The following is a 15,137-nucleotide window of genomic DNA, read 5'->3' as shown; positions in this document are numbered from 1 at the left end:
GAGGGGTGATAATTTAGTTAGTTCCACACTTCTGACAGCCCAGCCACTGTCCGACAGAGGTCAATATTTGTCTGTTGTTGAGGCCACTCCGCCCCTAGTCCGCAAGACAGCGCTGAACGCCGTGCATCGTGCGCTGGGCGCCAAAATGGTCGAATTCAACGGCTGGGATATGCCGGTCGAATATCCTGCGTCCATTGGCTGCGGAATTGTCTCCGAACACATGGCAGTCCGCACTGGTGTCGGCATCTTTGATGTCAGCCACATGGGTGACATCCGGCTCAGCGGTCCGGGCGCACTCGACGCCGTCCAGCACATCTCGATGAACGATGCTGCACGACTGGCTGTCGGCCAGGCGCAGTATTCCGCCCTCCTTTATCCCGAGGGAACATTCGTCGATGACGTGATTGTTCACCGCCTCGGCCAGGACGATTATTTGCTCGTGATCAACGCCGGCACGCGCGAAAAAGATTTCAGCTGGGTGCGTGACAACACCCGCCAATTCAACTGCCGGGTTGAACATCTCTCCGACGATTTCACGCAAATCGCGATTCAAGGTCCGAAAGGCGTCAACCTGCTCCAAAAGCTCACGGACGCGAACCTCAGCGCCGTGAAGTTTTACTGGGTCACGCGTGGAACGGTCTGCGGACTGCGCGACATCCTGATCGGCCGCACAGGCTATTCCGCGGAAGATGGTTTTGAGATTTACATTCCCGCCGATGAAGCGACCAGTGCCCGGGTGTGGAATGAGATTTTGGAAGCTGGCAAGGAGTTCGGCGTAGTTCCCTGCGGCCTGGGAGCACGCAACACGCTTCGCCTCGAAGGCAGCCTGTCCCTGTACGGCCACGAAATTTCAGACACGATTAACGTTTGGGAAGCCGGCCTCGACCGTTTCTGCAAAATGGAGAAGCCGGATTTCATCGGCCGCCCAGCGTTAGAAAAAGCGCGCGCGGCGGGCCTGAAGAAGACGCTGGTCGGCGTCGAAATGGTAGACCGCGGGATCGCGCGCGATGGCTACAAAGTCTTGGACGACAGCGGCAGTGAAATTGGTTACGTCACCAGCGGATCTCCGGCGCCATTCCTGAAAAAGAATATTGCGTTGGCCTATGTCCCCACGGAGCATGCCGCCATTGGCAGCACCGTGAAGATCGAGATCCGGGGACAGGGAGTCAAGGCGCAGGTCATCCCGATTCCGTTTTATAAGCGCCCGAAAAAAAGTTAAGCGACAGCGCACGACAAACAGCGAAGGACGAACGACGAGGAGCGAACGACGAATGACGTATCCAACCGACCGCAAGTACACCAAAGAACACGAATGGATCACCGCCGACGGCACGATCGGGATCACGCACTACGCGCAGGAATCCCTCGGCGACATCGTCTTCGTCGATATGCCTAAAGTGGGCACTGAGATTACGGCCGGAAAAACATTCGGCACCGTCGAGTCGGTCAAGGCTGTATCGGATCTGTACGCACCAGCCTCGGGAACTGTGACCGAGGTGAATGGCGCACTTGCTACCGCGCCCGAACAGGTCAACAAAGATGCGCACGGCTCCTGGATGGTCAAGATCAAGTTGAAAGATCCGAACGAATTGAATCCGCTGCTGTCTGCATCGGATTATGAAAAGTTTGCCGGCGAAGAAGCGGGACACTGAAGCGGGAAGCGTTTTTCTTCCTGTTCCGTTCGACTGCCGAGTTTTGCATACGAGTCACGCGAACATTGCCCAGTGCCCAGTTCTCCTCCCCAAACTTGCCGTGTCGTGCCACAATCGAATCGACTGGTAGTCACATCTATATTGGAATCCTATGAGATATCTGCCTAAATCTCCTGCGGACCGCGAAGCCATGCTGAAGGCGATCGGGTCGCGCTCGATTGATGATCTGTTTTCACCGATTCCGGCCGAATACCGATTGGCTGGCGATCTGAAAATCCCGCGTCAAATGGCCGAGTCGGAAATCGTCGACTGGTTCAAACTCCGCTCCAAAGAAAATGGGGACGACTACACCAGTTTCCTGGGCGCGGGAGCCTACTTCCACTACCGGCCGGTGGTAATTGACGCACTCGTGCAGCGCGGAGAATTCCTGACCGCCTACACGCCTTATCAAGCCGAGTTCGCCCAAGGCACCTTGCAGGCGATCTTCGAATTCCAGACTATGATCTCGGAACTCACGGGCATGGACCTGGCCAACGCCTCCATGTATGACGGATCGACCGGAGCCGCCGAGGCCGTCATGATGGCCGTCCGCATCACGGGAAAGAGTTCTGCCGTGATCGCGCGCAGCCTGCATCCCGAGTATCGCGAAGTGTTGCAGACCTACGCCACCCACCAGGGAATTCCGCTGCGCACCGTCGGGTTCACCGACACTGCGCGCGTCGACTTGAAGGAACTGGAAAGTTCGGTCACCGACGATACCGCTTGCGTTCTGATCCAGTCGCCGAATTTCTTCGGATCGATTGAAGACGTTGAAACGATCGCCGACATCGCCCACAAGAAAGGCGCGCTACTGATCGTCTCGATCGCTGAGGCCGTTTCGCTTGGCATCGTGGAACCGCCGCGCGTTGCCGACATCGTCGCCATGGAAGCGCAGTCCTTTGGAGTGCCGCTCGGCTTTGGCGGTCCCTATTGCGGCGTGTTGGCGACGAAAGACAAATTCGTCCGCCAGATGCCCGGCCGCCTCGCTGGTCAGACGTTAGACAAGAAAGGCAAGCGCGGATTCGTCCTCACGCTGGCCACTCGTGAGCAACACATCCGCCGCGAGAAAGCGACCTCGAACATCTGTACCAACCAGGCGCTGGTCGCGCTCATGGTCAACATCTTCATGACTGTCTATGGCAAAGTTGGCCTGCGCGAACTCGCCAAGCAGAATCTGGCCAAGACCGCCTACGCAGCCGGCCAGTTCGGCAAGAATGCCAAAGTATTGTTCGCAGGTTCGCCGCGCTTCAACGAATTCGTTGTCGAAACCAGCGAAGATCCGGCGGCCATCAACTCCCGCCTGCTCGGGCACAAGATTGTCGGCGGCCTGCCGCTGAAGAAGTTCTACCCGGAACTCGGCAACGCCGCGTTGTGGTGCTGTACCGAGTTGACGACGCGCTCGATGATCGACACGGCCGTCGGGCTGGTGGCGGAGAGCGAGCGCTCGGTCCGCAGCATGAAGGAAACTGAGGAGGTGGCGCAGTGAAGCACATGACCCGCAAAGCGACGCGTCACATCAATCAGAACGAAGGCTTGATCTTCGAGAAATCCTCTCCTGGAAAAGCAGCGTGGAAACTGCCGCCGCTCGACGTCCCGGAAGTAGATACCGCAAAGCTTCTTGGGAAATCCGAGCGCAAAGACCTCGGCAACATGCCGGAAGTGAGCGAGATCGAAATCATTCGTCACTTCACGCGCCTTTCGACGTGGAATTACGCGATCGATCTCGGCATGTATCCGCTCGGTTCCTGCACGATGAAGTACAACCCGCGCGTGAATGAAGCCGTGTCCCGCATTGAAGGACTCGCCAACGGGCATCCTTATCAGCCCGCCAAGATTTCGCAAGGCGCGATGCGCATCATGAAAACGCTGAGCGATTGCCTGATCGAAATCACCGGCATGGATGCGATCACCCTGCAACCTGCCGCCGGCGCGCACGGCGAACTCACGGGCCTCTTGATGGTCCGCGCGTATCACGAATCAAAAGGCAATGCCCGCAAGAAGATTCTTATCCCCGATTCGGCGCACGGCACCAACCCCGCCACTGCAGCGATGGTCGGATACGCGGTGGAGAATCTGAAGTCGAACGACCGCGGCATGGTCGATGTCGCCGCGCTGGCCGCGCAGATGAACGAAGATGTCGCCGCGTTGATGGTGACGAACCCAAACACCCTGGGTGTCTTCGAGCAGGAGATCCACAAGATCGCCGACCTCATGCACGCCAAAGGCGGTCTTCTCTACATGGACGGCGCGAACATGAACGCGCTCGTCGGCAAGGCGCGGCCGGGAGATTTCGGCGTCGACGTCATGCACCTCAACCTGCACAAAACTTTTTCGACGCCGCACGGGGGCGGAGGCCCGGGGTCGGGGCCGGTAGCCATCAAGAAGAATCTCGAGCCATTCCTGCCCACGCCAGTGGTTGTCACCAAGGCCGACGGGACGATGGCGTTTGATTACAACCGTCCGCAATCCGTTGGACGTGTCCGCGCCTTCTACGGGAACTTCGGCATGTTCATCCGCGCGCTCGCTTACATTTTTGCGAACGGCCCCGACGGGCTGCGCCAGACCACCGAAGACGCGGTGCTCAACGCCAACTACATCCGCAAGGGACTCGAAGGCGTCTACGATCTGCCCTACGAAACGCCCTCGATGCACGAAGTCGTGTTCAGCGACAAGATTCAGTCGAAAAAAGGCGTGAAGACGATGGACCTCGCCAAACGCCTGATCGACTACGGATTCCATCCCTACACGACCGCGTTCCCGCTGATTGTCCCCGGCGCGTTGATGATCGAACCGACTGAGAGCGAACCGAAAGAAGAGCTCGACCTGTTCATCGAAGCGATGAAGTCGATGGCGGAAGAAGTAGAGGAAGATCCACAGTTCGTGTTGGACGCGCCCTACAACACGCGGATCTCGCGCCTGGATGAAACGCTCGCGGCGCGCAAACCGATACTGCGCTGGACGCCGGAAGATACCAGCGCCATTCCAAAATCTCGACCGTAGCGCCGGCAACTTGCCGGCTGTCGTGGCGGCGAATTGCCGCCGCCCATCGAAAGCGAATAGGTTTCAACGATCGCGGCAATATTCTTCTAGCTTTGAACAACCGAGGGCGGGGCGCCCTCGGGACAGCCGGCAAGTTGCCGGCGCTACGATTGGGTTTGCGGTGCTGGTTAGATCACAACCGCTTCTTTGTACTCCCCGTAGATGTGCCGCATTGCGTCGGAGATCTCACCCACGGTGGCATACGCTTCCACCGCCGCAAGAATTTTCGGCATGAGATTTTCGGTCGACTTCGCCGCATCTTCAACTCCCTGCAGCGCCGCTTTCCACGGCCCCGGATCACGTTTCGCCCGCACCGCCCGCAAACGCTCCACCTGCTTGCGTTCCAGATCTTCGTCGATATGCTGGGTCGGAACGGCCTTTTCTCCGTCGATATGAAATTGGTTCACGCCGACGACGATCGCTTCATGCTTGTCCACCGCCTGCTGATATTTGTAGGCGGCGTTTTGAATTTCCTGTTGGACGAATCCGCGTTCGATCGCCTTGAGCATGCCGCCCATGGTTTCGATCTTGCTGAGGTACTCGACCGCGCGTTTCTCGATTTCCGTGGTCAAAGACTCGATGTAGTAGGAACCCGCCAGCGGATCAATGGTCTGCGGCGCTCCGGATTCATAAGCGATGATCTGCTGCGTGCGCAGAGCAATGCGCGCCGATTGCTCCGTCGGCAACGCCAGTGCTTCATCAAACGAATTCGTGTGCAGTGACTGTGTCCCGCCCATCACGGCCGCCATGGCCTGAATCGCCGTCCGCACGATGTTGTTTTCCGGCTGCTGCGCGGTCAGAGTGGACCCGGCCGTCTGGGTGTGAAAGCGCAGCATCCACGACTTCGGATTCTTTGCCTGGAACCGGTCGCGCATGATCTTCGCCCACATCCGCCGCGCAGCGCGGAATTTCGCGACCTCCTCCAGGAAATTGCTGTGCGCGTTGAAGAAGAACGAAAGCCGCGGCGCGAACTTGTCCACGTCAAGACCAGCACGAATAGCGGCGTCTACATAGGCGATTCCGTTGGCCAGCGTAAACGCAACTTCCTGCACGGCCGTCGATCCCGCTTCCCGCATGTGATATCCAGAGATGGAAATCGTGTTCCAGTCCGGAACGTTCTCATTCGTCCATGCAAAGATGTCGGTGATGACCCGCATCGCCTGCTGCGGGGGATAAATATAAGTGCCGCGCGCAATGTATTCTTTCAGCACGTCGTTCTGTACCGTGCCTGACAGCTTTTTGATGTCCATCCCTTGCCGCTTCGCGACCGCCACATAGAGCGCGAGCAGGATCGATGCCGTCGCATTGATAGTCATCGATGTAGAGATCTTGGTCAGATCGATGCCATCGAACAGCCGTTGCATGTCTTCGACGGAATCAATCGCCACGCCCACCTTGCCGACCTCACCCATCGCCAGCGAGTTGTCGGAGTCGAGTCCAATTTGCGTGGGCAGATCAAACGCCACCGACAGTCCCGTCGTACCGTTTGCGAGCAGATACTTGTAACGCTTGTTCGATTCTTCCGCATCGCCCATGCCTGCATACTGGCGCATGGTCCAGAGCCGCCCGCGATACATGGTCGCCTGCACACCACGCGTGTATGGAAATTCTCCCGGGTAGCCGACTTCGCGCTCGTAGTTCCACTCCGCAAGATCTGCAGGCAAGTAGAGCGGCTGGACCGGAATATTCGACGAGGTGTATTGCTCAGTATTTTTGGGCTTCGGCTTGGCAGGAGTTTCGACTTTATCACTCATAAAATATGAAGAACCTTACTCACAGGGGACACATACAAAAGCGGGAGAAGTCGGAGTCCCCTGTGGTCCCCGGTGCCCCGTGGTGCAAGCTTTTTGTCAGCATCGCCAAAGAAACGCAGTTGCCTTTTGTAACTCAGTTTTTCTTGCGCACGCGCCAGAAAGAACTCACACCGAACCATACGAAAGTGGCGGTAAAACACACGGCTAGAATCACGCGTCCCAACCCCTCCGCCTGTCCAGCCTGATACTTCACATACTCGCGAAATCCAGCAATCCCGCCGATCACCGCCAGCACAAAGAACGTGAACCCGGTCACTTCCAGCCAGAGTTGATGGACGACCCGGCCAACGGACCGTGTCGTCGCACGCAGCCCATTCCGCAGCGCGACAACGGTCCGGGAAGTCCCGACGCGGCGCGAAACGATGTCCGTCGCGATCCCGATCTTCCTCATGGTGGAGACTTTAGCCACAAGTCGATTTTAGCAGTGCGCCAGCGTACAATGCTGATGGGGAAATCACAGCGTCCTGTGATCTGGGACGCCTGCCGTGGCCCTATCTCGAGGGGGATTCGTGGACCCGCAACTCAAGCAACTGATGAAGGAACTAGGTGAAGCCATCAATGAATCCCTGGCCGACTCCGAGCAAATCGCCGAAGTCGTCGCGCGAATCAAAGAAGGCGGCTACGACATTTTTCTCGTCCTCGAAGCCACCATCGGAGTGAGCAAACAAGGCGTGCCCGGCACCGACAAGACTTCTCTCGTTTCCACCCTCAGCACGAATCCCGAATTGAAGGTCAGCGATCAGGATTTGAAATTCCTGAAATCGCTACGGATCAAGATTGAGGAAGAAGAGGAAGAAGTCGAGTAGCCCCTCCTCTCGCCGAAAGAAACTGTCATCCCGAGCGAAGCGAGGGATCTGCAGTTCCTGCAGCGGCACAGAACACAGCAGATATCTCGCTTCGCTCGGGATGACAGAAATCTGATTTGATCTTTGCGGGCTCTCTTTCCTGCCACCCGTGCTACGATTCTGCCCGCCATGACCCGTCAAGCTTTTCTGATTGCTTTCGTCCTGCTGTTCATCACTTCCCTGCTCGCCGCCCAAGCGGTCCCTACCTTCGTCGGCGTCCGCACTTTTCTCGGCGCGCCCTACGTCACCAATCTCGACAAACTCGATGCTGATTTTGCCGTGCTCGGCGTTCCCTTCGATGAGGGCACATGGGGACAGCCCGGCGAACGCTACGGACCACGCGAGATGCGCGAGTCTTCGCAGGAATATAACCACGATCTGACCGAGGGCTTTTACTACATCGATGGCGACCGCACGGTGCTCAAAGGCAAGCGCTGGGCCGACGTCGGAGACATTGAGATCTGGCCAACCGTCCCGGCCCAGACCAACGACAAAGTCACGGCAGCGGTGAAAAAGATTCTCGCCCACAAAGCGTTTCCCATCCTCATCGGAGGCGATCACAGCATTACGTTTCCGTCGCTCCGCGCCCATGACGAACCGATCACGCTCATCCACATCGACGCGCATCTCGATACCTGGAGCGGTGCACCCGGCAACCTTGATCACGCTTCGTGGGTGTTGCGCGCCGCGCAATTACCGAACGTCAAAAGAATTGTACAAATCGGCATGCGCGGTCTGGCAAACGATCAGGAAGCGGTCGGCAACGCGCGCAAGATTCACACGCAGATCATCACCGCCGAAGAACTCCACCGTCGCGGCGTCGCCTGGGTGCTTGCGCAGATTCCGCCCAGCGAAAATATCTATATCTCATTTGACGTGGACTCCATGGACCCGACGCTCGCTCCCGGAACCGGCACGCTCGAGCCGGGCGGCCTCAGCTTCGCGGAAATCGACGATTTGCTCACCGGCATTCCCGCCAAAGGCAAATTGATCGGCATGGATATCATGGAAGTGAATCCGCTCCGCGATACCAGCGGTCGCACCGCCCAAACCGCGATCCGGCTATTGGTCGATACCCTCGGCGCAGCCTTCCACTGAAGGCGCGGAGACAAACGCGTTATCAAGAGACGCGCCGTAGAGACGCAGCTTGCCGCGTCTCCGCTGGGCAACGCCATTATTGAGGGCGAGGGAGACGAGGCAAGCCTCGTCTCTACAGGCGGAGGGGTCCGGCAATTTCTTCCAAATTCCTCCCCAAAATTTCCCTCGCGAGGTAGGAAAAACTTTGCAAGCATGCCCTTCCGGTCTGCTACGATAGCGAATACCCAAGATAAGTCGCTGCTTACCAGCATCTTACCCCTAGGAGCAGCGGTCGGAAGTGGCCTTCGGCGTGCACATTCAGATGTCGTAGTTGCTTCTCGCGACCCGTCTCCGAGTTAGGTGGAAATTGTCCGGAAAGGCATCTGGCGGCCGTATCCGTCAGATTAGATGACCCTTTGACGTACGGCTGATTTTTCGTAGCCGTTGAGGTAATGAATTATGAATTCCCAGCCTTTGGAATTGACCCTTGGTATTCTCCCTGATCCTCGCGCCCGCTGGCAGAAATTTGTTTTCAGCTACGGCGTGCAATCAGTGCTGGTCATATTTGCTTTGGTAGCGGCGGTCATGAATCCTGACCTGCTGGAGATACCTGCGCGCGACTATCACTTCGTCAGCCTGGTGAATACTCCGCCACCGGTCCCGCAAAAGCCGGCACCCATGCGGACTTTCCCAACTCCGAAGGTTGCTGAAGTGGTGGTGCCACGGCCGGAAGCACTGCGTGTGCCCAAAGAATTGCAGATTCCGAAGAAAGTCGTCCCTGAAGTGCAAGCTCCAAAAGTGGAATTGGCTGCCAAAATTGATCCCATTCCGGATATCAAGCCTGCAATCCCGAAACAACTGGTCCGGACGAATGTATTCTCGACCGGAAGTTCGGCGACTCCGACCCTGGCCGCCGCACCTGCCAAAGTGCAGACCGGTGGACTCGGCGATCCCAACGGAGTTCCTGCCCGCGACAATCCCGGCCATGCTGTGACGATCGCCCGGCTTGGTTCGTTTGACATGCCTGCAGGTCCCGGCCAAGGCAATGGAACGGGTGGATCCAAAGGCGTGCGCGGCGTGGTCGCCAGTGCCGGCTTTGGCAACGGCGTCGCCACCGGCGACAACTCAGGACGCGTGTCCGCTACTCGCGGGACAGTCCGGCAAGGTGGATTTGGCGATACCGACGTTGTCTCGCCCGCGGCGGCAAGAACAAAAACTCCCGAGGCAATGGCGAAAACGATTCCTGCAGAGATCACATTCAAGCCTCGTCCGGTTTACACTGAAGAAGGAAAACGGCTCAAAGTTGAAGGTGAGGTTCTGCTGGAAGTAGTGTTTACTGCGACCGGTCAGATTCACGTCCAGCGAGTCGTACAAGGTCTAGGTCATGGACTGGATGAATCGGCCATTCAAGCCGCGCAAAAGATCCAGTTCAAGCCGGCTCTGAAGGATGGACAACCTTCCGATTTTCAGGCTGTCCTCCATATCGTGTTCCAGCTTGCATCCTAGATAGAAATACTAGGTAAAATAAACAATTGAATATGTTGCGACCCTTTTTTGCGGTACTCTCCCTCGTCTGTGTGTTCGCCGCAACCCTGCTTGCTCAAACACCATCGGCGACTGAACCACAACTCTCCACCACCCGCGATGCGGCCACGCAGCAAGCTGCCGCCGCTGCCGCCAGTTTTGACCAGGTTATCGATCGAGCCGTGGAACGCGAACATTTCTTCATGGCCCAGATGAAGAACCTGCATCCCCTGGTCGAGACCTATCTCCAGAATCTCAAGGACGACAAGGATTCAGGCACGGTCGTGCCCGCGAGCGACCTCTATTTCCTCGGCCGCCTGGATATGACCAATGGCGCCGATGATCGCACCTTTACCTCGCCGACCACCGGCGGACTCGGCAAGCGCATGCTCAGCAAACTGAGCAACGTCTACACCATGAAATTCCTGCCGCTGGGTTTCGCGCAGATGGTTGTCCTGGACGATGATTTTCAGCGCAAGTTCTACGACTTCACCTTCGTACGCCGCGAGTTTCTCGGTGAGATTCGTTGCATCGTTCTCGACGTTGCGCCCAAAAAGGATGCCGGCAAAGGCCGATTCCTCGGCCGCATCTGGGTCGAAGAGCAGGACTACAACATCGTCCGCTTCAACGGCACGTACTATCCGCATCCGCGTTCCAGCTACTACTTGCACTTCGACAGCTGGCGGATGAACATGCGGCCGGGCGTGTGGCTGCCTTCGTTCGTCTACTCCGAAGAATCCGACCTCAAGTACCGCATCGGCCAGACCATTCACTACAAGGCACAGACTCGCCTCTGGGGCTACAACCTGAAGGACTTCAAGCGCAGCTCGGAGTTCACCGACATCACGGTCGACGCTCCGAATCCTGTTCAGGACCAGAGCCAGAAGTCGCAGGACGCAACGCCGATCGAAGCGCAACGCGCCTGGGAGCGCCAGGCTGAAATCAACGTCGTCGATCGCCTGCAGCAAATTGGATTACTTGCTCCCGAAGGTGAAATCGACAAAGTGCTGCAGACGGTGGTCAACAACGTGATGATCACCAACAATCTCGACATTCAGCCGGAGATCCACTGCCGCGTCCTGCTGACCACTCCCTTGGAGTCGTTCACGATTGGGCACACCATCGTAATGAGCCGCGGCATGGTCGACGTTCTGCCCGATGAAGCGTCCCTGGCGATGGTTCTGACCCACGAACTCGCGCATATCGTGCTCGGACATAAGCTCGACACCAAGCTCGCTTTCAACGATCGAATGTTCTTTCCGGATGAGCGCACCTTCGAGCGCATGGATTTCGGCCGCATCAAGAGTGAAGAAGAAGCCGCCGACAAGAAGGCCCTCGAGTTGATCAACAACTCTCCCTACAAAGACAAGATGGCGACGCCGGGACTATTCCTGAAAGCAGTGCAGGCCCGTGCTCCGCAATTGAAGAGCCTGATCCGTCCGCACCTGGGCGATAGCCTTTTGAATGGCGACGCGATCCGTATGTCTCCGTTGATGACAGCGTCTCCGAATTTTGATCCCAAGAAGACGGATCAAATCGCAGCCCTGCCACTCGGTGGCCGCGTCAAAGTTGACCCGTGGACCGATCGACTGGAATTGATCAAGACGAAACCCGTGGCTCTGAACTCGCCAGCGGAGAAAATGCCGTTTGAAGTCACGCCATTTTTCCCGTTCCTTGCAAGATTGGGAAGCACGCCGCCCGTTTCGACACCTGCTGCAGCGCCCGTGACAGTGCCCGCAACTGCTCCGGCGTCAGCACCCAGCGCAGCACCGGCGGCTTCGGATCCGGTTTCAGCCCCTGCTACTCCGGCGTCTGCTCCGGCAACGGCGCCAGCCAATGCGGCTCCTACTTCGGGCCCTGCGACGACTCCCGCTCCCGAGAAGACTCCCGAACCTGACAAGACAGCTTCGCCTACTGCTGCACCTTCGGCCCAATAGAGAACCATCCAAAGATGGGTAGAGACGCAAGGAAGCCGCGTCTCTACCTTCACTCTGAACCCATCTGTTTGTGATGGAAAATTGCGCCAACGGGACAGGCGACACTATCCCTATCGTGGGAGAATGACCAGAAAAATGGCGGGGAGCCGGTTCAAGGGGGGACGCGCGTTCACACGGAAGCGGAAGGGGACGTTGAGCGCCGCTATTGCGACATTGAGCTCGAGACTTGCGAGAATACGTTATTCGCGTTCCCACCGATCAGGCGAACCGTTCCAATCACGATGACAAGAATCACGGCCAGCATCACGGCGTATTCCGCGACGTCCTGTCCCTGATTGTCATTCCAAAGCTGACGTAAGGTTGCGATCACTTTGACCCCCAGTTTGAGTGACACTCGGAGACACTCGATCCCCAAATACACATAGTTCCGGTGTCGACTCTTGTAAGCCTATCGAAGGGGAAGCCAACTACCCAATAGCACAGTAGTGACACTGTGTAGCACTATGGTGCCAGTCATCGGTTACCTTCCGAACGAAGGTTCTCTTAAGTGCTTGATTAGACGATGGTTTTCAGCGGAAGGCCCTGGTTCACGGCAAACAACGCGAGTTCCAGACGGGTCGATACCCCTAGTTTATCGAAGATGTTACTGAGATGGTGTTTGACCGTATCTTCGCTAATTTTGAAATATTCCGCGATTTCCTTGTTCGCGTATCCCGCGACCACGGCCGAGACGATTTCTAACTCGCGTGGCGTCAGGCCAAATTTCTTTTGCTTGGATTCCTCGCTGGAACTCTGCATCAGGTTGCGAAGGTATTGCACCAGGTTTGAGACGCTGTCGCGCCCAACCCAATATTCTCCCGACATCACAGCGTGGATGGCCTTCAAGAGCAACTGAGTAGCGGAGTCCTTCAACACCACGCCGCGTGCGCCCAGCTGTAAAGCCTCGACAATCTGTTTTTTTTCGGCCGCCGCGGTCAACAGGATGATCCGGACCGCACCCGCCCCGGTATTCGTACTCAGATCACGCAGCGCATCCAGACCGGTGTGGTGCGGCATGGCCAGATCGAGGAGCAGAATGTCCGGCTTGATCTCGGTTGCGAGTTTCACCGCTTCGCGGCCGTCGGAGCCTTCGCCGACCACTTTCATGTCCGACTCAGTCTCCAGCAGGCGGCGCAGACCGTCACGGAAAATTGGATGATCGTCGGCGATCACGATACGGATGGAACGGCCTTGTCTGTCCATGATTAGTTTTTCGCGCTCGTCGGAATTCTAACTTCTACCCGTGCACCATGTCCCGGATTCGATTCTATCGTGAGTTCGCCTGCAAGCAAGCGCACTCGTTCACGAATCACCGCCGGCCCCTTCCCGGTCACCGCCAACTCGGCCTCGGACTGTCTGCCGGAGAATGAAAAACCGCGTCCATCGTCCTCTACGGTAAGTTGCAGGTTGCCCGCACGATTGGCCAGCCGCACCAGGACGTTCCTAGCGCCGCTATGCTTGCGGACATTGACCAGGCTCTCCTGCACAATCCGGGCGAGTTCGCGACAAACTTTCTGCGGCAAGTCCACCGTCCCGACCTCGCTCACAAACTCTGCCGAGATTCCCGTTTCGCGGCGGAAGCGCTCCACCGTATCCGCCACAAAACCCGGGAGCCGCTCCGCATCCACCTCGAACGACTTCATGGTCTGCATCAGTTCGCGCAGTTTGAGAACTTCTTCGCGGAGCAGCTTTTGGATACGCGAAAGTTCGCTCATCACTACGGGCGCATGTCCGGACTGGCGCCGCACCACATCGAGTTGCATTTCGACCGCGATCAACGACTGAATCGCTCCATCATGCAATTCGCGCGCGAACTTCGCCCGCTCCACCGCTCCGGCTCGTTCCCGTAAGCGCCGCATCAGGTAAACGTTGTAGATTGCCGGACCAACCTGGTGTGAGAATTCCTGCAGGAAGCGGAGCTCTTCCTCGGGGTCCCCGATCCGCTGGGGATCGAAAATGAATACTCGCCCCGACCACTCCTTCCCGAATCCGAATGCCACAGAGGCCACCGACTGGAATGTTTCCGTGCGCATCAGGCCTTCCAGGAAAGCCGTATCCACGTCGCGCAGACGCTGCCCACCCGCATCCAGCAGCACTGCGTCGAAGCTTTTCCCGTTACGCCGCGCATAGATCCCATCGGCTGCCGAATCGAACAAATATGCTGCTTCAGTATGTGGTAACGCGTCGTGCCAGCGCAGCATCGGTGTACCTTCTGAAGTACGATGCACGTCCGCCAGGAACACGCGATAACTGTTGGATTCCTGCGAGGCGCTCAAGACCCTGCGTGCCGCATACAGGCTCAATACTTCCCCCAGAATCTCCTGCATCGTGTTCGTCAGTCCGGCTTCCACGCGAGCGGAACTGAGAACGCGTGTAATCACCACGCGCTCGGCACGCAGCTTCTTCTCGTTTTCCGACATGTACCCAAGCAACAACCCGAGCACCATCAGGTAGACCGACGACATGAAAAGCTGTTGCGGATCAATGTGCTTTACTCCGAGGGCCAGCCGCGGCAAATGCGCGACCCGCAACCAGGCATCAGCCGCCTGTTCCAGGCCGGCGTTGACCGCCCATCCTTCAAGCCACAAAAGGACAACGGCAATCACGGATGTGCCGACCGTCTCCCACAGGCCCCAGCGATAGGCAGCGGCGGCCATCACGAACACAAAGAACAGAAAGAACGGACCCCTTTCCGAGGTCGTAAACAATGAAATCAGAACCGGCCAAAGGATGTCAGCGCCGTGGACAACCAGTCGAAATGCGCGCGTGGACCGGTTGCGGAAGCGCACCAGCAACATCACTACCACCGCGTGCACGAGGTAAACGATCAGCAACCAGTACAACCAGAGTGAATAGACCACCCCTCGAGCCGGTTCCATCCAGAGTGTGATCAGGGTGGCGATTGTCAGGGCGACGCGTGCCGTAGCGAGCCACCGTTCGGTACGCCGGATCTCACCCGAAGTGAGTGGGGCGCGGAAGCGCCACAAATCTCGATATCTGGGAATCGAAAAGCCCACCTGAACCCTCTTTGCCGCTGACAATTTCGGCGTGCCTAATTCTAAGATCAATCTCCAAGGAACTCCACCCTGCCCGATCGTTTTCGGACTTCCCCCTGGAATCTGACCTCGCACCGCTGAGGTCCGCATTACCCTAGTAATCCCTGTTCTCTCC

13 protein-coding genes are annotated in these 15,137 nt (G+C 57.5%); 8 read left to right on the top strand and 5 right to left on the bottom strand.

Translation table 11 applies throughout. The features are described 5' to 3' along the window. Window positions 1–145 precede the first annotated feature (145 nt). From gcvT to gcvPB, 4 genes are all read left to right on the top strand, one after another. Window positions 146–1,219: a glycine cleavage system aminomethyltransferase GcvT gene (gene gcvT / locus HY010_04385; GenBank protein ID MBI3474945.1), complete on the top strand. Its 1,074-nt coding sequence runs from the start codon at window positions 146–148 to the stop codon at window positions 1,217–1,219. A gap of 52 nt (window positions 1,220–1,271) precedes the next feature. Continuing rightward, the gene (gene gcvH / locus HY010_04380) at window positions 1,272–1,652 is read left to right on the top strand and encodes a glycine cleavage system protein GcvH (GenBank protein ID MBI3474944.1); all 381 of its coding nucleotides are present in this window, start codon (window positions 1,272–1,274) and stop codon (window positions 1,650–1,652) included. A 151-nt stretch (window positions 1,653–1,803) separates the two neighbouring features. After that, on the top strand, window positions 1,804–3,177 hold the full coding sequence (gcvPA, locus tag HY010_04375) for an aminomethyl-transferring glycine dehydrogenase subunit GcvPA (protein MBI3474943.1): 1,374 nt from the start codon (window positions 1,804–1,806) through the stop codon (window positions 3,175–3,177). A gap of 5 nt (window positions 3,178–3,182) precedes the next feature. Then, window positions 3,183–4,691, top strand: coding sequence for an aminomethyl-transferring glycine dehydrogenase subunit GcvPB (gene gcvPB, locus HY010_04370; protein ID MBI3474942.1), 1,509 nt, complete (start codon window positions 3,183–3,185; stop codon window positions 4,689–4,691). Window positions 4,692–4,858: 167 nt separating this feature from the next. On the opposite strand, the gene HY010_04365 is transcribed toward gcvPB, so the two are convergent. Both HY010_04365 and HY010_04360 read right to left on the bottom strand, forming a co-directional pair. Then, a complete protein-coding gene (locus HY010_04365; protein MBI3474941.1) occupies window positions 4,859–6,484 on the bottom strand; it encodes a methylmalonyl-CoA mutase family protein in 1,626 nt (541 codons plus the stop codon). A gap of 133 nt (window positions 6,485–6,617) precedes the next feature. Then, complete coding sequence (locus tag HY010_04360) at window positions 6,618–6,953, bottom strand: hypothetical protein (protein ID MBI3474940.1); 336 nt, start codon at window positions 6,951–6,953, stop codon at window positions 6,618–6,620. A gap of 100 nt (window positions 6,954–7,053) precedes the next feature. Between HY010_04360 and HY010_04355 the strand changes: the two genes are divergently transcribed. The 4 genes from HY010_04355 (at window position 7,054) to HY010_04340 (ending at window position 11,927) form a co-directional block, all read left to right on the top strand. After that, window positions 7,054–7,350 carry a hypothetical protein gene (locus HY010_04355; protein MBI3474939.1) on the top strand — a complete coding sequence of 99 codons (297 nt, stop codon included), beginning with the start codon at window positions 7,054–7,056 and terminating at the stop codon, window positions 7,348–7,350. Window positions 7,351–7,518: 168 nt separating this feature from the next. Further along, window positions 7,519–8,487, top strand: coding sequence for an arginase family protein (locus HY010_04350; protein MBI3474938.1), 969 nt, complete (start codon window positions 7,519–7,521; stop codon window positions 8,485–8,487). A gap of 438 nt (window positions 8,488–8,925) precedes the next feature. Next, entirely contained in the window at window positions 8,926–9,972 is a 1,047-nt protein-coding gene (locus HY010_04345) for an energy transducer TonB (protein ID MBI3474937.1), read from the top strand. Window positions 9,973–10,004: 32 nt separating this feature from the next. After that, window positions 10,005–11,927 (top strand): M48 family metalloprotease, encoded by a 1,923-nt coding sequence (locus tag HY010_04340; protein MBI3474936.1) that lies wholly within the window; start codon window positions 10,005–10,007, stop codon window positions 11,925–11,927. 202 nt (window positions 11,928–12,129) lie between these two features. Here HY010_04340 and HY010_04335 read toward each other — a convergent pair whose 3' ends face one another. The 3 genes from HY010_04335 to HY010_04325 form a co-directional block, all read right to left on the bottom strand. Next, the gene (locus HY010_04335) at window positions 12,130–12,321 is read right to left on the bottom strand and encodes a Flp family type IVb pilin (protein MBI3474935.1); all 192 of its coding nucleotides are present in this window, start codon (window positions 12,319–12,321) and stop codon (window positions 12,130–12,132) included. 161 nt (window positions 12,322–12,482) lie between these two features. Continuing rightward, a complete protein-coding gene (locus tag HY010_04330; GenBank protein ID MBI3474934.1) occupies window positions 12,483–13,169 on the bottom strand; it encodes a response regulator transcription factor in 687 nt (228 codons plus the stop codon). A gap of 2 nt (window positions 13,170–13,171) precedes the next feature. After that, window positions 13,172–14,983 carry a hypothetical protein gene (locus tag HY010_04325; protein ID MBI3474933.1) on the bottom strand — a complete coding sequence of 604 codons (1,812 nt, stop codon included), beginning with the start codon at window positions 14,981–14,983 and terminating at the stop codon, window positions 13,172–13,174. Between the last annotated feature and the right edge of the window lie 154 nt (window positions 14,984–15,137).

Source organism: Acidobacteriota bacterium (assembly GCA_016196065.1).
Lineage (GTDB): Bacteria > Acidobacteriota > Terriglobia > Terriglobales > Acidobacteriaceae > Acidiflorens.
The sequence above is the reverse complement of the archived record's forward strand: the minus strand, read 5'-3'. Positions and strand labels throughout refer to the sequence as shown.